Source organism: Syntrophomonas sp. UBA5494 (assembly GCF_002426325.1).
The window spans coordinates 1-18,373 of sequence record NZ_DIPG01000058.1 but is presented as its reverse complement, the minus strand read 5'-3'; the positions used below and the strand labels follow the sequence as shown (position 1 = coordinate 18,373).

The window sequence follows — 18,373 nt, the reverse complement described above, 5'->3', positions numbered from 1 at the left end:
GCTTAGTCCTCCTTCAATAATGCTTTACGCCCGATGTCGCGCCGGTAATGCATATGATCAAAGCGGATTTTGCCCGCTTCCTTATAGACCTTTTCCACAGCTTCGCGGATTGTGGCCCCGCTGCTGACCACATTCAAAACCCGCCCCCCGTTGGTTACTATCCGCCCGTACTTTTGGGCGGTGCCGGCATGAAATACCAGGGTATCCTGATCTACTTCCTCCAGTCCTTCAATAGGGAATCCTTTTTGATAGCTTTCCGGATAGCCTCCTGAGGCCAATACCAAACACACACAGTTTCCCGGCTTCAACTCTATCTCCATATCCTTGATGTTTCCCTGCGCGGAGGCCTCCAGCAAAGGCAGCAGATCGCCGGCCAGCATGGGCATAATAGCCTGGGTCTCAGGATCACCAAAACGGCAGTTAAACTCCAGAACTTTGGGTCCGTCAGCGGTAATCATCAAACCGGCGTACAATACCCCCTGATAAGGGCAGCCCTCGGCCTGCATAGCGGCGATTACCGGTTCGATGATCTTATTTACGACCTCTTGACAAAGTTCTTCCGTAAAAACCGGAGGGTTGACATAAGCCCCCATGCCGCCGGTATTGGGGCCTTGATCATTATCATATACCTGTTTGTGATCCTGGGCGGCTATGAGGGGTATGTAGTTTTGGCCGTCACTGATGGCAAAAAAGCTGACCTCTTCGCCTTCCAAAAATTCTTCAATAACCACCTTGTCACCGGCAGCCCCGAATTGGTGTTCTTGCATCATGCCTATCAGGGCGGCTTCAGCCTCCGCTTCGGTTGATGTTATGATAACCCCTTTGCCGGCGGCCAGCCCGTCAGCCTTCAGGACTACCCGCCGGCCTTTTCTTATGAAGCCCCGCGCATATTCCAGAGCCGGTTCCAGGCTGTCGAAAGCCTCATATGCGGCGGTAGGGATGTTGTATTTGCGCAAGAGGTTTTTGGCGAATACCTTGCTGCCCTCCAATTGAGCGGCCGCAGAGGTGGGTCCAAAGATCTGCAGATCATGGTCATGGAATAATTCCACTATGCCCGCCATCAGTGGCACTTCCGGGCCCACCACGGTCAGGTCAATCTGTTTGCTCCAGGCAAAATACAGGATATCGCTGAGGTCGTCAATCTCGATATCCTCACACTCGGCCAGCCCCTCCATCCCTGGATTACCCGGGGCGGCATAGATCTTTTCGACCTCTGCGCTCTGTGCCAGCTTCCATACCAGGGCGTGTTCCCTACCGCCCTGACCGATGACCAGTATCTTCTTACCCATACGTACCCCCCTTATTAGCTATTCGTGATAGTTGACATAAATCTGTGCAGGGTATTTCCCTTTGCGGTCTGGTATAGATTAATAGGATACCATAAAATCCGGCGGTGTAAATAGGTCTTAGTGTTTAAAATGCCTGACCCCGGTAAAAACCATGGCGATGCCGTGCTTGTCGCACTCCACAATGCTCTCTTCATCACGGATGGATCCGCCCGGTTGGATAATAGCTTTAACTCCGCCTGCAGCCGCGATTTCTACCGTATCTTTAAACGGAAAAAATGCGTCTGAAGCCAAGACCGAATTCATTGCCTTGTCACCGGCCATCTCCACGGCGATGCGAGCCGAACCTACCCGGTTCATCTGCCCTGCCCCCACTCCTATGGCCTGCTTTGCTTTGGCCAGGACGATGGCATTTGATTTAACATGCTTACATACCTTCCAGGCAAAAAGCAGATCCTCGATTTGTTCGGGACTGGGTTGGGCCGTGGTCACTAACTTAAGGTCGCTGGCCTGTATATTATCCTCATCAGATTCTTGAATGATAAAGCCCCCATCCACGCTCTTGACCTGCCAGGACGAAGGGGGATTTATCTCCAAACGCAATATGCGCAGGTTGGTTTTTTTCTTCAAGATTTCCAGGGCCTGATGATCATAATCCGGCGCGATGATGACCTCCATGAAGAGGGCTGCGGCCTTCTGGGCGGTTTCCTGGTCAACCCGGCCGTTGAAGGCAACGATGCCCCCGTAAGCCGATACCGGATCCGCGGCAAAAGCGCGCTCATAAGCCTCGGCTAAACTACTGCCCAGGGCGGTGCCGCATGGGTTGTTATGTTTGATGATGACACAGGCCGGTTGTTGGAATTCTCTGACCAAATCCCAGGCGGCCTGGGTATCGATGATATTATTATAGGATAATTCTTTGCCGTTGAGCTGTTCCGCATCGGGGAGGCCGCAGCGGCCGGGCAGCATGTCCCGGTAGAAAGCCGCTTCTTGGTGGGGATTTTCTCCATAGCGCAGCCCGTAGACCTTCTCGCCGGCACAAACGTAGGTGTCGGCCAAATCGCTCCCCACCAGCTTGGCCAGGTAGGCGCTGATCACAGCGTCGTAACCGGCAGTGTGCTGAAAGGCCTCCAGGGCCAACTTTAAGCGGGTGTCTTCATCCACTCCGCCGTTCTGCAATTGCTGCAATACAACCGGATACAGGTCAGGTTTGGTCACGATCACCACATCGCGGTAATTCTTGGCAGCGGCACGAACCATGCTGGGGCCGCCAATATCAATGTTTTCGATGGCCTCCTCCAGGGTGACTCCGGGTTTGCTTATCGTAGCCTTAAACGGATAGAGATTCACAGCTACGATATCTATCGGTGTAATCTGATTCTGCTGCAGCTCGGCCAGGTGGCGGCTGTTTCTCATGGCCAGTATGCCGCCGTGTATTTTGGGATGCAGAGTTTTAACCCGCCCGTCCAGTATCTCCGGGAAACCGGTAACCTCAGCCACTTTAACGACCTTCACCCCCGCATCCTGCAGAGCCTTGAAAGTCCCGCCGGTGCTGATAATTTCGCAACCCAGTTTTTCAAGCCCCTGAGCGAATTCAATCAACCCGCTTTTATCAGAGACGCTGATCAATGCCCTTTTTGTCACCAATAAGCCCCCTTTAAGGTTATCAATATTTTACGCTCCCCATACCGTCGCCATGTTTGTAATTTATGTTCCCGCTTTTAGGCTGCGGCCTTTTTCTGGGCTCAGCGTATAAAAACGCGGCGCCCCTCCAGCCACACCCGTCCTTCGGCGATCATCTGCAGACAGCGCCAGTAAAGCTTGTGTTCTTCAACTAATATCCTGGTAGCCAGGCTGTTTTCATCATCGTCCTGGGTTACCGGCACCACCGCCTGCATGAGGATCGGGCCGGTATCCATGCCTTCATCGACCAGGTGCACCGTGCAGCCGCTGTATTTCACACCGTAATCTATGGCCTGACGCTGGGCATTGAGCCCTGCAAAAGAAGGCAGCAGTGCAGGATGAATATTGACCACCCGATTCTTAAAAGCACTCAGAAATTCCTTGCCAACCATACGCATATATCCGGCTAATACCACCAGGTTAACCGCTTCAGATTGCAGTAGTTCCACCAGATGCCTTTCATAATCGCTTTTATCTTTGAATTGGCGCGGATTGATGCAGCAGTTGTGTACATTGCGGACCGAAGCCTTCTGCAAGACGGCCGAATCGGGGCTGTCGCTGATTACCACAGCCATAGTGGCGTTTAGGTCCTGGCGGATAATAGCCGCCATGATGGCGTCAAAATTACTTCCCCGCCCTGAGGCCAGAAGCCCCAGGCGCAGTTTTCCGGCTTCCATCAAGCGTCTCATAACAACCGAACCCCTCCCGTTTCACGGCTCACCTCACCGATGATCCGGGGCTTTTCGCCTTGTTCGCGCATACTTTCCAGGGTGTGGTCGGCGTCGGTCTGACTTACAACCAGAATAAAACCGATGCCCATGTTAAAGGTACGATACATCTCATCCCTCTCCACTCTGCCCGAAGAAGCTATCAGGCTGAATACAGCCGGTATTTCCATGGCACTGGTGTTAATAGCGGCGCCCAGACCGTCAGGCAAAACCCGCGCCAGGTTTTCCACGATCCCTCCCCCGGTAATATGGGCCATGCCATGTATATCCACTTTTTTTAACAGTTCCAAAACCGGTTTCACATAAATACGGGTAGGCGCCAACAGGGTCTCCCCCAGGGTCTGCCGCAGATCCTGAGGCCGCTCGGCAAGCTTTAAACCCGCATGCTCCAAAAGGACTTTGCGCGCCAGGGAAAAACCGTTGGAATGAAGACCGGATGAGGGCAAACCGATGAGAATATCCCCGTCTTCGATCCTGCTGCCCTGGATCAAGCGATGTCTGTCCGCCACCCCAACCGCGAAACCGGCCAGGTCATATTCATCTTCGCTGTAGAAACCGGGCATTTCTGCGGTCTCGCCGCCTATTAGGGCACAGCCCGCCTGAACGCATCCCAGACTGACCCCTTTGACCAGCATTTCAATCATCTGGGGTTGCAGCTTCCCAACTCCGATATAATCCAGAAAAAACAGAGGTTCAGCTCCGTGTACCAGAATGTCGTTGACACACATTGCCACCAAATCTATTCCTACTGTATCATGTATACCCATCATCTGAGCAATTTTTAGTTTGGTTCCCACCCCGTCTGTGCCTGATACCAGAACCGGTTCCCGGTATTTGGCCGCATCAAGGGCAAAAAAACCTGCAAAAGCGCCGATATCATTTATCACTTCAGGGCGCCGGGTCATTCCCACCCATTTCTTTATCATCTCCACCGAGGTGCTGGCAGCGTCAATATCCACCCCGGCCTGCTTGTAATCCCAGCCCGGTTTATCCATGGATTTCTCCCCCAATCGTCATCTCAATAAAAAATCTATCCGCAACTAGAGTCAGGATGGTACCCATTTACAGGCACCGGGTAAGCACCGCTAAAACAGGCTGCGCAGAAGCTGGCCGAACCGCCCTCCAGGGCATTGAACATCCCTTCCATGCTCAGGTAATGCAGGCTGTCAGCCCCGATAAAAGCTTCGATTTGGGGCACTGCCATGGTGCTGGCAATCAATTCTTCCCTCCGGGAAGTGTCTATTCCATAAAAACACGAATACCGGGTAGGCGGTGAGGCCACTGCCATGTGAACTTCTGCTGCTCCGGCATCGCGAAGCATCTGCACGATCTGCTTGCTGGTGGTGCCCCGCACGATGGAATCATCGACCATGATCACCCGTTTGCCCTTGACCACCTCTTCAACCGCATTTAATTTCATGCGCACGCTGTTCTCCCTCATATTCTGAGTGGGCTGTATAAAAGTGCGCCCCACATAGCGGTTTTTTATAAGCCCTTCATGGAAGGGCAGCCCTGATTCTTCGGCATAACCCAAGGCCGCTGACGTCCCGGAATCAGGGACCGATATCACCATATCGGCTTCCACATTGCTTTCTCTGGCCAGCTGGCGCCCCATAGCCCGGCGCGCCTGATAAACATTAATGCTGTCAATAGTGCTGTCCGGGCGGGCAAAGTAAATATATTCGAAGATGCATATGGCCTTGCGCGGTGAAGGCATATACTGAATGGAGTGCAGGCCTCTATGATCTATCGCCACTATTTCTCCGGGCTTAACGTCGCGTATCAGTTTAGCCCCTATGGTATCGAAAGCCACCGATTCAGAAGCCAGAATATAATTGCCATTGAGTTCTCCCAGGCATAGCGGTCTGATCCCCATAGGATCCCGGGCTCCCACCAGGCGGTCGTCAGTGGCGATTACCAAGGCATATCCTCCCTTGAGATCAATCATGCACTTGGATAAAGCCTGCTCCATGCGGTCATGGGAGTAACGCGCCAGGAGGTTGGCTATAACCTCGGTATCGGTGGTAGTCTGAAAAACCGAGCCATAAGTCGCCAGCTGCCGGCGCAGAACGGCTGCGTTTACCAGATTGCCGTTGTAAGTCAAGCCTACCATACCCTGCAGATAATGGAAAACCATAGGCTGGGCATTCACTATGCTGCTGGCTCCGCTGGTGGAATAGCGCACATGGCCGACCGCTATGTGGCCCGTCAAGGACGCTATGTGCTCCGCCTTGATAACATCCGGCACCAGTCCCATGCCTTTTTGCAAATGGATCTCACTGCCGTCAGACACCGCTATGCCGGCGCTCTCCTGGCCGCGGTGCTGCAGGGAATATAAGCCGTAAAAAGCGGTGCGGGCCGCATCGGTATCGTTTTCAGGCTTGTTCATATAGATCCCGAATACACCGCATTCATCTTTAAAGTGATCGTTTAACTCATGTGGCATGCTATAGCTTCCCCCCAACTATGGGCAGCTTGTTCCAAGGCAACAGAAATATCGGCTTTCCCTTCCAGCTTATATTGCAATAGCCCTCCTCCGGTTGTTCCCAGGCGGTGCAGTTCAATACCGAAACTGCGGGCTAATGCCTCCACTTCCGCCAGGCTGCTCTCCGGCAGGCTGGCCACGATCCGCCCCGGGGCTTCTGAAAACATGACTTCATCCGCACGCTGTCCGTTAATAGGCGGACTTACTGCGAAGCCCATGGAGCCCGCAATGGCCATCTCAGCCAGAGTAACGGCCAGACCGCCGTCAGCCACATCATGACAGGAGGACAGGAGTTTCCGGGCGGAAAGTTCTAAAAACAGATCGATCAAGGCCTTTTCCTTTTCCAGGTGCGGCGCCGGGACCTCCCCGCTTTCCTCGCCATGTATCAAGGCCAGGTACTCGGATCCGCCCAGTTCGGTGCGCAGGCCCCCCAAGATCACAATAATCTCGCCGCTGTTCTTGAAGGCCATATCCATCCGGTTTTCCAGGTTCTCTATTAAACCTACCATGCCCACCACCGGGGTGGGGAAAATAGCCCCGGCCTCAGTCTCATTGTATAGACTCACATTGCCGCTCACCACCGGGGTGTTCAAGGTTCTGGCGGCCAGGCTCATCCCTTGAATGGCCTGCTGCATCTGCCAGTAAATGTTTGGATTCTCGGGGCTTCCGAAATTGAGGCAATTGGTCAGGGCCAGCGGTCTGGCGCCGACACAGGCCAAATTGCGGGCCGCCTCGCAGACCGCCATAACGCCCCCGCGGAACGGGTCGAGATAGACCATCCTGCCGTTGCAGTCCGTAACCAAGCCGATGCCTTTGTCATGGCCCTTGATTCTCAAAACCGCTGCATCGCCTTGTCCGGGCAATACCACCGTATTCAGCATCACCTGATGGTCATACTGGCTGTAGACCCACTTCTTGCTGGCAATGCTGGGTGAAGCCAGGAGGGCCAGAATTGTCTGGGAATTGCATTCATCAGGCAATTCGGCCCAGCTGAAGGCCTGCTTCTCTTTATAATAAACGGGTTCCTGGCCCTCGCGGGTGTATACCGGGCAGGATTCGGTCAGGGCTGCTACTGGAACCGAGCCCCTCAATTCCTGGCCTTCATACACCTTGAACAAGCCGTCGCCGGTTACCTCACCGATGACGACCGCATCCAGGCCCCACTTTTCAAAAATCTCCGTAATACGGTTATGTTTGCCCTTCCGCGGCACGATCAGCATTCGTTCCTGGGATTCTGACAGCATAACCTCATAGGGGGTCATACCCGGTTCGCGGCGCGGCACTTTGAGCACATCCACCGCCACGCCCAGGCCTTTTTTGCTTGCGGTTTCAGCTATGGAACTGGTCAGGCCGGCCGCACCTAAATCCTGCATACCGGCTACCAGGTCTTCTTTGATCAATTCCAGGCAGGCCTCAATGAGCAGCTTCTCCATAAAGGGGTCGCCCACCTGCACAGAGGGGCGCTTTTCTGCGGAACTCTCCGATAATTCCTCGGATGCGAAGGTGGCGCCATGAATCCCATCACGGCCGGTTCTGGCTCCTACCAGCATAATGGGGCTCCCCACCTCATTGGCCACCGCCAGTGCGATTTCATCCTGTCTCACCAAGCCGACGCACATGGCATTGACCAGGGGGTTGCCGCGATAAGAGGCGTTGAAATATACTTCCCCTCCGACCGTTGGGATCCCCAGACAGTTGCCATAATCGCCGATGCCTTTGACAACTCCTGAAAACAGGGTCTTCACCCGGGTCTCTTCCAGAGGGCCAAAGCGCAGGGAATTCAGCATAGCGATAGGCCTGGCGCCCATGGTGAATATGTCTCTCACAATCCCGCCCACGCCGGTGGCGGCGCCCTGGTAAGGCTCAATCGCCGAGGGATGGTTGTGGCTCTCGATCTTGAAGACCAGGGCCTGGTTATCGCCGATATCGACCACGCCGGCATTCTCCCCCGGGCCCTGTATCACCTGCGGCCCCTGTGTAGGGAACTGTTTCAAAAGCGGGCGGGAGTTTTTATAGCCGCAGTGCTCCGACCACATTACCGCAAACATACCCAACTCCAGATAATTGGGGGTGCGTCCCAGAAGTTCCGCAGCCTGCCGGTATTCTTCATCAGTCAAGCCCATTTCCCGGTAAGATAGTTCTTTCATTATCTGCCCACCTCCTGAAGCCAGCTGATCATGGCAGCGAAAATCGGATATCCGTCAACGCCCCCCATAACACTCTCCGAGCAGCGTTCGGGATGAGGCATCATTCCCAGTACATTGCCGGCTTTATTGGTGATCCCGGCGATATTGGCCAGGGAGCCGTTGGGGTTTGCAGCATCATTTTCTATACCCTCCGGAGTACAGTAGGTGAAAACAATCTGTCTGTTATTTTTCAATTCCTTCAGCGTTTTATCATCACAATAGTAATTGCCCTCGCCATGAGCGATGGGCACCCGCAGGACTTGATGCTCTTGCAGGGTGCGGGTGAAAGGAGTGTCGGCGTTTTTGACCTTAAGGTGTACCGGCTTGCAGATAAACCGCAGGGTGCGGTTGCGCAGCATGGCTCCCGGCAGGAGGCCCGCTTCCAGCAGGATTTGAAACCCGTTGCATATGCCTAATACCAGACCGCCCTGAGCGGCGAAATCCACTACCCGGGACATGACCGGCGAAAAACGTGCGATTGCGCCGGTGCGCAGGTAGTCTCCATAAGAAAACCCCCCGGGAAGAATGAGGGCGTCACAAGCGGTTACGTCGGATTCTTTATGCCATATATACCGGGCCTCTTGTCCCATCACCCGCTCTATAACGTGGAAGCAGTCCGCATCGCAGTTCGAACCCGGAAAAACGATAATACCGAATTTCATGGTTCATCGACCTCCGCTATTTCCACCCGATAGTCTTCGATAACCGGATTGGCCAAGAGTTTGTCGCTCATCTCCTCCAATTCGCGCCGGGCTTTTTCCCGGTCTTCACCTTGCAGCCATACTTGTATATACTTGCCGATGCGCACTTCATCAACATAAGGATAGTCTAAAACATGCAGGGAGTTCTTTACCGCCTCGCCCTGAGGATCCAGTACCCCGGGTTTCAACGTTACATAAATATTGGCCTTAAACACCTTCTACCTCCTGTCCTGGCCTACGGCCGGTCGCCTTGTCATCATTTTATTTCACAGATCCTGCTCAAGGCTCTAGCCTGGCAGGGCTGCTTCAATGCGCCTTACCACTTCCTGATAGGCTTCCTCTTCACCGCCCAGATCCCTCCGGAAACGGTCTTTGTCCATCTTTTCAAGACTGATTTTGTCCCATAAGCGGCAACCGTCCGGGGTGATTTCATCTCCCAGGATAAGCCGGCCTTGATAGAGGCCGAATTCCAGCTTGAAATCTACCAGAATGATACCGATGCCGTCAAAGAAGCTCTGCAAAACCTGGTTTATTCTGAGAGCCTGCGCCTTCATATCCTGCAGTTGCTCCTCGCTGGCCCAACCCATGGCCACAGCCAGGGATTCGCTTATCATCGGATCGTGCAGGGCGTCGCTCTTGTAATACAACTCCACCACCGGCGAGGACAGGGCTTCTCCCTCCTCCCGGCCCAGCCTTTTGGCCAGTCCCCCGGCGATGAGGTTGCGGACCACCACTTCCACAGGTATCATCTCCAGCCTCTTGACCACTACATTGCGCTCATCCAGGGTTTTGACCAGGTGAGTGGGGATGCCGTGCCGGGCTAGAAAAGTATAGATCAAAGCGGATATGCGGTTGTTAATAACTCCCTTGTCTTTAATAATACCTTTTTTGGCGCCGTCAAATGCAGTGGCTTCGTCTTTGTAGGACATGATGACTTCATCATCGCGCTCCGTGCTGAATATCCGCTTGCCTTTGCCTTCGTAGATTAGCTCTCCGCTGTTCATACTTTCTTCCCCTCTCATCTATTCGAGCCCGCATCGTTGGAATATGTAATCCACGTTTTTGTAGTAAATCGACATGTCGAAAACCGCTTCGACGTCCTCAGGGCTTAAGAATTTCATGATCTCCGGGTCGTCTAAGACCAGCTGCTTAAAACTGCACCGCTCCGACCAGCTTTTCATGGCATTGTCCTGTACCAGGCGGTAAGCGGTTTCCCGCAGCATTCCTTTATCTATCAGGTGCAGCATCAGCTCCTGGGAGAATATCAGCCCCCCGGTCAGGCTGATGTTGCGGGTCATATTATCCTCATATACCACCAGGCCTTGAATCACCCCGGTCAGTTTTTCCAGCATGTAATCCAGGATGATGCAGCTGTCAGGTATGATCACCCTCTCCACCGAAGAATGGGTCAGGTCGCGCTCATGCCACAGGGCCACATTCTCCAGGGCCGCTACCGCATTGCCGCGTAAGACCCGGGAAAGACCGGCTACCCGCTCGCTCATCATGGGGTTGCGCTTATGGGGCATAGCCGAAGATCCTTTTTGCCCTTTGCGGAACGGTTCTTCCACTTCTAAAATCTCGGTGCGCTGCAGATTTCTGATCTCAGTGGCGATCTTTTCCAGAGAAGCTCCGATCACGGCAATCGTGGTCAGGAACTGGGCGTGACGATCGCGTTGAATCACTTGTGTGGATACCGGGCAGGGCTTTAAGCCCACAGCCTGACAGACGTATTCCTCAACCCGCGGGTCGAGGTGGGCGAAATTGCCCATAGCTCCGGAGACAGCCCCATAGGCTATATGATCCCGGGCCTGAGCCCACCTGATCAGATCCCGTTCCAGGTCGGTGTACCACAGGGCCATTTTGAGTCCGAAAGTGCTGGGCTCGCCATGCACCCCGTGACTGCGCCCCATGTTCAAGGTATATTTATATTTCGCCGCCTGCTGGGCTACAATCTGGCGCAGCCGCTGCAGTTTGTCCGCGATGATATCGGCGGCGTCGCGCATCTGCATAGCCAGTCCGGTATCCAGAATATCCGAGGAGGTCATACCCAGGTGAATATATTTGGAGGATTCGCCAACATATTCGGCCACATTGGTGAGGAAGGCGATTACGTCGTGATGTACTTCAGCTTCAATCTGTTCAATGCGCTCAACCTTAAAAGCAGCGCGCTCTTTAATGATCTCAACCGCTTCTGCAGGAATATTCCCCAGCCTGGCCTGGGCTTCACAAGCGGCTATCTCGATCTTCAGCCAGTTCTGCAGTTTATTGTCCTGCGACCATATCCGGCCCATCTCCGGGAGGGTATATCGTTCAATCATATCCTATCTCCTTAACGATTCAAGGTAACTCTTGATGCCCAATTGCTGCAGCTTCTTGTCTTTGTCCAGTACAGACCCCGCCATTTTAAGGCGGTATTCTTGCAAGGCCCGACGCAGTCCGGGATCGCTCAAGGCCAGCATCTGCACCGCCAAAAGGGCTGCATTGGCACTGCCGTTGATGGCTACCGTCGCCACCGGGATACCCCGCGGCATCTGCACAATGGCGTAAAGGGCGTCCACTCCGGCCAGAGCGCCGCTTTGGACGGGCACCCCGATGACCGGAAGCAGGGTAGAAGCGGCTATCACCCCGGGCAGATGAGCTGCGCCTCCAGCCCCGGCGATAATCACTGCCAGGCCTCTTTCCACAGCTGTGGCCGCATAACGCGCGGTTTCCTCGGGCAGCCGGTGCGCCGAGCAGATGGTGATGTCGTAATCGACCCCGAACTCCCGTAAAATATCAGCCGCGTCTTTCATCACTGCCAGATCGGAATCACTTCCCATTATAATACCTACTTTAGGCATCAACCGGCCTCCTTCTCTGCAAACAAATGGTATAAAAAATAGATTACCCAGACGGGTCGTTTCGTAACCGAAACCTGTCCGCCTGGGCTTTTATCCCTATACGGTGTAGTGCTCAGCACCTGTGCCACTCGGACCTGTCCATCCTGCATGCGGAACCCTAGGCACACTTTCGCGTTGTTTCGCTATGTATTTTTACAATTTGATATTATCAGAGCCTATTAACAGTGTCAACCAAACACCTCACGGATATATCAACGATTTTTACGATCCAACCTAACCTTTGATTTAGGCCAGACCGTCAACTTCCAAAAGGCGTTCTTTGAGTTCATTGATCTGCTGCTGCAGATAACGGGCCTCCGCACCGATTTCCACACTGCTCTGCATCCGCAGAGCATCAAAATCCACCTCTTTTTCGATATCCTCCAGTTGACTAACCAGACTCCGCACCAATTCTTTGACCAGATCTTTCATGCCAACCCCTCGATTCCGTACAAAATCAGTTTTGCTTTTGTTGGATAATTATTCCCAGGCCGAAGATGGCGCTATACGCAAAATGCGAATTATTATTTTTTGAAGCCGGTGAAAGCTATACCGCCAAAGAAATGTATAAAATAGCATAATGGATGTTGAATGAGGCTGTATAATTTTTATAATTAAGGAAACGAAAATATAAAAATTTGAGGTGAAACACATGAGAGCTATCAGGCCTATATTAGTTGTATTGATCCTGACCCTTGCGGCGATGCTGGCGGTAGGATGCTCCCCCAACAACCCGGGAGACAATCAGCCCAACCAGAATGACCCTCAGGCTGCTGAGATAGATAAAGAAATCACCCTGTATTTCTCAGACCAACAGGCTCAGTTCCTGGCGGCGGAAAAACGCACCGTAAAGGTGGCCTCCGATGAACTCCAGGCAGCGGCTGAAGCGGTGGTCAATGAACTTATAGCAGGACCCAAGGGGGCCGATCTGGTAAAAACCATACCCCCGGAAGCGAAGCTACTTGCAGTGAGTATTCAGGATAAAATTGCCACAGTTGATTTTTCTAAAGAGTTGAAAACCAAACATTGGGGCGGCAGTACCGGTGAGAGCATGACCATTATGTCCATAGTCAACAGTCTTACGGAGCTGCCGGGTATTGAAAAAGTGCAGATTCTGATTGAAGGTCAGAAAGAAGACACTCTGGCAGGCCACTGGGATCTCAGCTCTCCCATATCCCGCGATGAGAGTATCATCGGTAAGGAAATACGTTAAATGTGCCTTCTTTCCAAGTAGCAGCGGTGTTCATCTTGCCCGGCATCTGCGTACATGCCATAATCATGGCCAAGGTCTGACCGGTATATCGGGGTTGAAATGTGCAGATGCTGGCATATTACGGACATCCCAAGATCATACTCTACCCGAAGGGTTTGGCGCATTTTTTTGTGCGCCCTATCCCTTCAAACTATCATGAAAAGATTACTGAAGAAGAGTACGCTAGATGCAGCCTGCTTCCATATGATTGTCTGATTGGCAACAGGTATGTCTATCAATCCACATACTCCTCGGTCTAATCCGCATAGTTGGCGCGACTGTTTATTAGCAAAGAACTCTACCCTGTAAAGCCCTGTCTTTCAGCAGCTTTATGTACCCAATTCAAAACAATGACCCTGTTTGGGGCCACTCTTATCCCCCATGTCTCAGTGTATTGGCGGTGCTTTTGGGAAACTCTTTCAGCGGTTCCTTATTGGCAGAGGCATAGGTTAATAACCCCCCTTTGTCCCGGCCATCATAGGGGTAAGTGGCATAGCTCATCTCCAGGATGCTGAAAGGATAATCAGCTTCCTGCCGGCTGAGATGATCGATGATTTTGCGCATTACCACCCTGGTTCCGGTCTGGTCGGAAAACGGGCACAACACCACCAGACGGTTCTCGGCGCCTATGAGTATATCGGTTTCCCGCAGCTGCCGGTGCAAGGTATCGTAGCACAGATTCATCAATTCCTGCACATCATGCTCCGGTCTGCGTTTGGCCTCATCGACATCGAGGGAGAGCTGAATGATGGAAAACGGGTAATTGCCCCGGCTGGCCCGGGCGATCTCAAAATTGATAAGCTGGTTTAAATCAAATTCTATGGTGTCTGGATAATGTGGTTCAGCCGGAACGGGTAAAAGGTCTAATAAACGCTTGACCCGGCTATATAGAATCCCGGCATCAAGGGGTTTCAAATAGTAGTCATCTATTCCCAGGTTGAACAGCCTGAGCACATCTTCTGAGCGCGGGGATGCTGAAATGACCATGATAGGGATGCGATAATGAGTAGATAACCGGCGGATATCCGCAATGATATTTATCACCCGTTCATCACCCAGACTATGGTCAAGCAGGAAAAGGGCCTGATTTTCGATTTTCATGGGCGCGAAGTCCAGCTCCTGCCAGGAAGTCATGCAATTGACCTGATGCCCTTTGGTTCTCAGTACATCCGCCATCAACTGCCGGCTGGAGGCAGAAGGGCTTACAATGGCTATGTTTGCCATCCATATCCATCCTCACAGAATTGCTACTAATAGTTATCGTCAGTTGAATCAATAAGGTTTAAGGTCAGTTGGAGAAGCTGCCCGCTGTTGGCGCCGGGCATTAAAGTTTTTTGTGATAAACCTGAAATCAGATCAGCAAACTTGCGCTGCTTTCGCTCAAGCGTTTTCCGGGGAAAATAAAATGCAACCAGCCCTTTTAATTTAGTTTGTCTGCTATGATTAAATAGACTAAGAAAAAATTGGATAAGGAAGGTGACAGTAATGTGGCGGGAATTCAAAGAATTTGCCATGAAAGGCAATGTGCTCGACTTAGCCGTAGCAGTGATCATTGGCGGCGCTTTCGGGAAGATAGTGACCTCGCTGGTTAATGACATCATTATGCCTCTGGTAGGCTTGTTGATGGGCGGTTTAGATTTTTCCGGCCTGCAGCTGCAGGTAGGCAGTGAAGCGGTCAAGTATGGGGCTTTTATTCAGAGCGTCGTGGACTTCCTTATCATAGCCTTCAGTATTTTTCTGGTGGTCAAAGCCGCCAACAGGCGCAAGCAGAAGGAGGCGGCAGCTCCGGAAGAAGCACCCCTCCCCAGCGATGAAGTGATTTTGTTGTCAGAAATCCGTGATCTCCTAAAAGCACGGCAATAGAATTTTTAGTTCATTTTTCCTGTAAGGCATTACAATTAACTAAACAATCTATCCTGCTAAATAACCTATTAACCGGAAGGAAGCCTGCGGATAACGCTTATTCGCAGGTTTTTCCGTCTTAAAGTTCGGCGGGGAGCGGCCGTTGAACAGAACCGCCCGGGCAATCATGCTATATTATGGCAATGTCCCGGATCCGGCATACAATCAATGGATGTGGAAAAACTAACTTATGTATATTGTTAAAGGAGGTAAGCCAGATGGATAGAGTCATCATCAGCGCTGCGATAACACATATCCGCAATGCCAAAGAGGAGATTGAAAAGCTCCCCAGAGACCGCATGAACCGGCAGACCAGGAGCGAGATAGACCATGTTTGCCACGCCCTCGATGACAGTATAAGCCACTGTCAGGATCTTTTTGGCTCTGCCGGCACGCAAAACAAATAAAATTGCCCGGGCAGTTGGAGTTCAGGCTTCAGCTGCTTCTTTTTGAGCATTGCGTCACGGGGACGGGATTGCTGATAATCTCAAAGATTGTCAACAATCCCGTCCCCGCTACACAGGCATCGCTTCGTCACTCTTTACTCCCTAAACATACTTAAAAATGATTTTGACATTGCTTTTACCCGGTGCTGCCTTTCTAACTTCTTCCACTTTGGAGGCTTCTGCTTCCTCAACAACTTCTGCTTCTTCAACAACCGGAAGTTCGTCTTCAAAGTAAATGATCTCCACAGCCGGATCGCCTTCAACCAGACCAACCGCATAGACGATATAACCGCTGCCGCCTCTAAATAACAGGTTTTTTCTTGCCAGAATTATATCACTGTTATTGGTAGGCCTTAACTGAACGCTATAGGTATCCGGGGATACACTGGAATATCCCGTAACCTGTCTATACGCTACATCGCTGATCACCCTGTTGTCGTTCAAAAATAAATCCAACTCGGGAGCATCCGGAGACAGATTGGCAAAGCGGATCCTTACTTCCTGGGGAGCGATATCACCAAATGGCTGTAATATCGGCAGAGTTTCAACATCTGATATTTCTCCTATCAACGCCAGAGTGATGGCTTCGCTGGGAGGAAGATTTACTTCAGTGTCAAGGATGGGGTTGGTCCTATTACCTTCCAGAAAGACCTGAATTCTGTTATTGCCCGGTCCTATAGGCAAGTATCGGCTTACATTTTTGTAGGTCAGGTTTTCGTCCAATAATTCTTCATTAATAAAGACATCAACTGCACCGACTCCGGGCAATGCATGTAAGGCCCTAATAAATGAGTTTATCGTGGGAATATGAATCACATCCTATAATTACTTTTGTTAAAGAGTATTCATAAAGGGTTACAAAATTGCTTCTTTTGCTTAAAAATAAAAATGGTGGTCTAGAAGTTTATTCTAAACCACCCCAGTCTATGAGCTTAATTGCCTTTTAAACCCCAACCCATTTATTACCTCGCGCCATTACCGCCCCCACCCGGCAATATCAAGTCAAAGCAAAGCGGGAAAACTTTAATGATTACGGTGAACGTGGAAAAGACGCCTGGGCGTCCATGCACTGCTTGATTCTCTCTTTGCAAAAGGGATTGAGCCGAAAACAGTCGTTGTGGCATGGAACGGGAGCGATCAGCTTTCCTCCCAAGCCAGTCGCGCGGCGGGGAAGGGGCGTAAGGCCCTGGAAAGAATGCCCATGGCATAGGCGATCAGGATCCCGTAATTGGTGATAGAAACGCACTGTTCCCGGGCTTTTTCCATACGGTACTGCATCTCCCTGCGGTTCAGCATGCAGCCGCCGCAATGCACGATCATGGCATATCCGGAGAGATCCTTGGGATAACAGGCTCCGCTGGCCCATTCAAATTCAATATCCCCGCCCACGATTTGACGGATCCAGCGCGGGATTTTTACTTTGCCGATGTCGTCCGACTGCCGGTGATGGGTGCAGCCCTCGACGATCAGGATCCTGTCGCCGGGCGAAAGCGTTTCAATACGTTTGACGCCCCGCACCATTTCCGCCAGATCCCCCTTCTGCCGCGCGAACAGAATGGAGAACGAGGTCATGGGAATCTCGGCAGGGGTGTCCGCGGACACTTTGAGAAAAGCCTGCGAGTCGGTGATCACGATGGCGGGTGGCGTGTTCAGGCGCTCCAGCGTCAGCTTGAGCTCATGCTCCTTTGTAATGACGGCGCTGGCGTCGCTTTCAATGATATCGCGGATGGCCTGCTGCTGCGGGAGGATCAGCCTGCCCTTGGGGGCCCCTTTGTCGATGGGCGTCACTAGCACAGCGATATCGCCCGCCCGGATCAGTCCGTCCATCAGCGCCGGCTCGACATCCTCAAAATTGGAATTTGCGATGATCTGCTGTTTTATCTCCTCCAGCCCGAAGCCGCTGCGGGCGCTTGCGCAGACCAGGGGAATCCCGGCAAGCTCTCTCAACCGTCCGAGCACGCCGGCGTCGGGCAGGCCCTGGTCGCATTTGTTGAAGACCAGGACGGCCGGGATCTTCCTCCGCTTCAATTGTTCGATAAATTCCGTCTCAAGCTCCGATATGCCAGACTCTCTATCGGCAACGACAACTGCGAGGTTGCATCTGCGCAGCACCTCGTAGGTCTTCTCGACGCGGAGCTTTCCCAGCTCTCCCCTGTCGTCCAGCCCCGCCGTGTCGATCAACACAATCGGCCCGACCGGCAGGAGCTCCATGGCCTTGCGGACGGGGTCCGTCGTCGTCCCCGGAACGTCAGAGGTGACGGCGATGTTCTGCCCCGTGAGTGCGTTGATAAGCGAGGATTTCCCGGCATTGCGCCTGCCAAAAATTCCGATGGTGAACCGGCTTGCCGTCGGCGTCGCGTTCATATTTTCCATTGTGACTACTCCTTTGCCCCCCCGGGCGACGTCAGCCGTTCCGGCCTTAAAATTTCATCCAAATCTTTTTCCTCCATGAACCGTTGTTCCAGAACGATTTCCCGCACTGACCTGCCGGTTTCCCAGCACAGGGCCGCTACCCGGGAGGCTTTGTCGTAGCCGATCGTGCCGGTCAGCGCCGTTGCCGCCGTATAACCGGCGTTCAGTTTGTGCAGGCAGTTTTCCCTGTCGGCTTCGATCCCTCTGATACAGCGGCCGATGAAAATGGGCAGTACATTCCGAAGCAGGTCGAGCATCTCAAATAAATTCTTAGCAATCAGAGGCAAAAAGGCGTTGAGTTCCAATTGCCCCGCCTGAGCGGCCAGCGTCACCGCCAGATCGTCCGCCATGATCTGGAAGGCCGCCTGATTTACGGCCTCGCAGATCACAGGGTTAACCTTGCCGGGCATGAT

At 52.5% G+C, this 18,373-nt stretch carries 18 protein-coding genes and 1 pseudogene; 3 read left to right on the top strand and 16 right to left on the bottom strand.

The features are described 5' to 3' along the window. Positions 1 to 2: 2 nt before the first annotated feature. The 12 genes from purD to B3W37_RS06810 form a co-directional block, all read right to left on the bottom strand. A complete protein-coding gene (gene purD / locus B3W37_RS06865) occupies positions 3 to 1,289 on the bottom strand; it encodes a phosphoribosylamine--glycine ligase (protein ID WP_483175166.1) in 1,287 nt (428 codons plus the stop codon). Between the two features lie 117 nt (positions 1,290 to 1,406). Continuing rightward, on the bottom strand, positions 1,407 to 2,930 hold the full coding sequence (purH, locus tag B3W37_RS06860; RefSeq protein WP_483175165.1) for a bifunctional phosphoribosylaminoimidazolecarboxamide formyltransferase/IMP cyclohydrolase: 1,524 nt from the start codon (positions 2,928 to 2,930) through the stop codon (positions 1,407 to 1,409). Positions 2,931 to 3,031: 101 nt separating this feature from the next. Further along, positions 3,032 to 3,658, bottom strand: coding sequence for a phosphoribosylglycinamide formyltransferase (gene purN, locus B3W37_RS06855; RefSeq protein WP_481037778.1), 627 nt, complete (start codon positions 3,656 to 3,658; stop codon positions 3,032 to 3,034). Further along, positions 3,655 to 4,692 carry a phosphoribosylformylglycinamidine cyclo-ligase gene (gene purM, locus B3W37_RS06850; protein WP_483175164.1) on the bottom strand — a complete coding sequence of 346 codons (1,038 nt, stop codon included), beginning with the start codon at positions 4,690 to 4,692 and terminating at the stop codon, positions 3,655 to 3,657. Before purM ends, purN begins: the two co-directional genes overlap by 4 nt. A 35-nt stretch (positions 4,693 to 4,727) precedes the next feature. Further along, the gene (purF, locus tag B3W37_RS06845) at positions 4,728 to 6,143 is read right to left on the bottom strand and encodes an amidophosphoribosyltransferase (protein WP_483175163.1); all 1,416 of its coding nucleotides are present in this window, start codon (positions 6,141 to 6,143) and stop codon (positions 4,728 to 4,730) included. Beyond that, on the bottom strand, positions 6,128 to 8,329 hold the full coding sequence (gene purL, locus B3W37_RS06840; RefSeq protein ID WP_481037775.1) for a phosphoribosylformylglycinamidine synthase subunit PurL: 2,202 nt from the start codon (positions 8,327 to 8,329) through the stop codon (positions 6,128 to 6,130). Before purL ends, purF begins: the two co-directional genes overlap by 16 nt. After that, positions 8,329 to 9,030 carry a phosphoribosylformylglycinamidine synthase subunit PurQ gene (purQ, locus tag B3W37_RS06835; RefSeq protein ID WP_483175162.1) on the bottom strand — a complete coding sequence of 234 codons (702 nt, stop codon included), beginning with the start codon at positions 9,028 to 9,030 and terminating at the stop codon, positions 8,329 to 8,331. Before purQ ends, purL begins: the two co-directional genes overlap by 1 nt. Continuing rightward, on the bottom strand, positions 9,027 to 9,284 hold the full coding sequence (gene purS, locus B3W37_RS06830) for a phosphoribosylformylglycinamidine synthase subunit PurS (RefSeq protein WP_481037773.1): 258 nt from the start codon (positions 9,282 to 9,284) through the stop codon (positions 9,027 to 9,029). Before purS ends, purQ begins: the two co-directional genes overlap by 4 nt. Before the next feature lie 72 nt (positions 9,285 to 9,356). Continuing rightward, entirely contained in the window at positions 9,357 to 10,073 is a 717-nt protein-coding gene (purC, locus tag B3W37_RS06825) for a phosphoribosylaminoimidazolesuccinocarboxamide synthase (protein WP_481043097.1), read from the bottom strand. 18 nt (positions 10,074 to 10,091) lie between these two features. Continuing rightward, entirely contained in the window at positions 10,092 to 11,387 is a 1,296-nt protein-coding gene (purB, locus tag B3W37_RS06820) for an adenylosuccinate lyase (protein ID WP_483175161.1), read from the bottom strand. Positions 11,388 to 11,390: 3 nt separating this feature from the next. Beyond that, positions 11,391 to 11,909, bottom strand: a complete 519-nt coding sequence (purE, locus tag B3W37_RS06815) for a 5-(carboxyamino)imidazole ribonucleotide mutase (protein WP_483175160.1) — start codon at positions 11,907 to 11,909, stop codon at positions 11,391 to 11,393. A 285-nt stretch (positions 11,910 to 12,194) separates the two neighbouring features. Continuing rightward, positions 12,195 to 12,380, bottom strand: coding sequence for a hypothetical protein (locus tag B3W37_RS06810; RefSeq protein ID WP_481037770.1), 186 nt, complete (start codon positions 12,378 to 12,380; stop codon positions 12,195 to 12,197). 220 nt (positions 12,381 to 12,600) lie between these two features. Here B3W37_RS06810 and B3W37_RS06805 point away from each other — a divergent pair, with 220 nt between their 5' ends. Further along, positions 12,601 to 13,161 (top strand): GerMN domain-containing protein, encoded by a 561-nt coding sequence (locus B3W37_RS06805; protein ID WP_483175159.1) that lies wholly within the window; start codon positions 12,601 to 12,603, stop codon positions 13,159 to 13,161. 411 nt (positions 13,162 to 13,572) lie between these two features. Here B3W37_RS06805 and B3W37_RS06800 read toward each other — a convergent pair whose 3' ends face one another. After that, positions 13,573 to 14,424 carry a response regulator gene (locus tag B3W37_RS06800; RefSeq protein ID WP_483170765.1) on the bottom strand — a complete coding sequence of 284 codons (852 nt, stop codon included), beginning with the start codon at positions 14,422 to 14,424 and terminating at the stop codon, positions 13,573 to 13,575. Between the two features lie 261 nt (positions 14,425 to 14,685). Here B3W37_RS06800 and mscL point away from each other — a divergent pair, with 261 nt between their 5' ends. Both mscL and B3W37_RS06790 read left to right on the top strand, forming a co-directional pair. Further along, the gene (gene mscL, locus B3W37_RS06795) at positions 14,686 to 15,063 is read left to right on the top strand and encodes a large conductance mechanosensitive channel protein MscL (RefSeq protein WP_483175158.1); all 378 of its coding nucleotides are present in this window, start codon (positions 14,686 to 14,688) and stop codon (positions 15,061 to 15,063) included. Between the two features lie 257 nt (positions 15,064 to 15,320). Then, positions 15,321 to 15,509, top strand: coding sequence for a hypothetical protein (locus B3W37_RS06790; protein WP_481037766.1), 189 nt, complete (start codon positions 15,321 to 15,323; stop codon positions 15,507 to 15,509). 141 nt (positions 15,510 to 15,650) lie between these two features. Here B3W37_RS06790 and B3W37_RS06785 read toward each other — a convergent pair whose 3' ends face one another. From B3W37_RS06785 to B3W37_RS06775, 3 genes and pseudogenes are all read right to left on the bottom strand, one after another. Beyond that, positions 15,651 to 16,364, bottom strand: coding sequence for a DUF4397 domain-containing protein (locus tag B3W37_RS06785; RefSeq protein ID WP_483170763.1), 714 nt, complete (start codon positions 16,362 to 16,364; stop codon positions 15,651 to 15,653). Between the two features lie 321 nt (positions 16,365 to 16,685). After that, complete coding sequence (gene hydF, locus B3W37_RS06780) at positions 16,686 to 17,921, bottom strand: [FeFe] hydrogenase H-cluster maturation GTPase HydF (protein ID WP_483175157.1); 1,236 nt, start codon at positions 17,919 to 17,921, stop codon at positions 16,686 to 16,688. Positions 17,922 to 17,926: 5 nt separating this feature from the next. Further along, a pseudogene (locus B3W37_RS06775) lies at positions 17,927 to 18,373 on the bottom strand (aspartate ammonia-lyase); the annotation flags it as partial.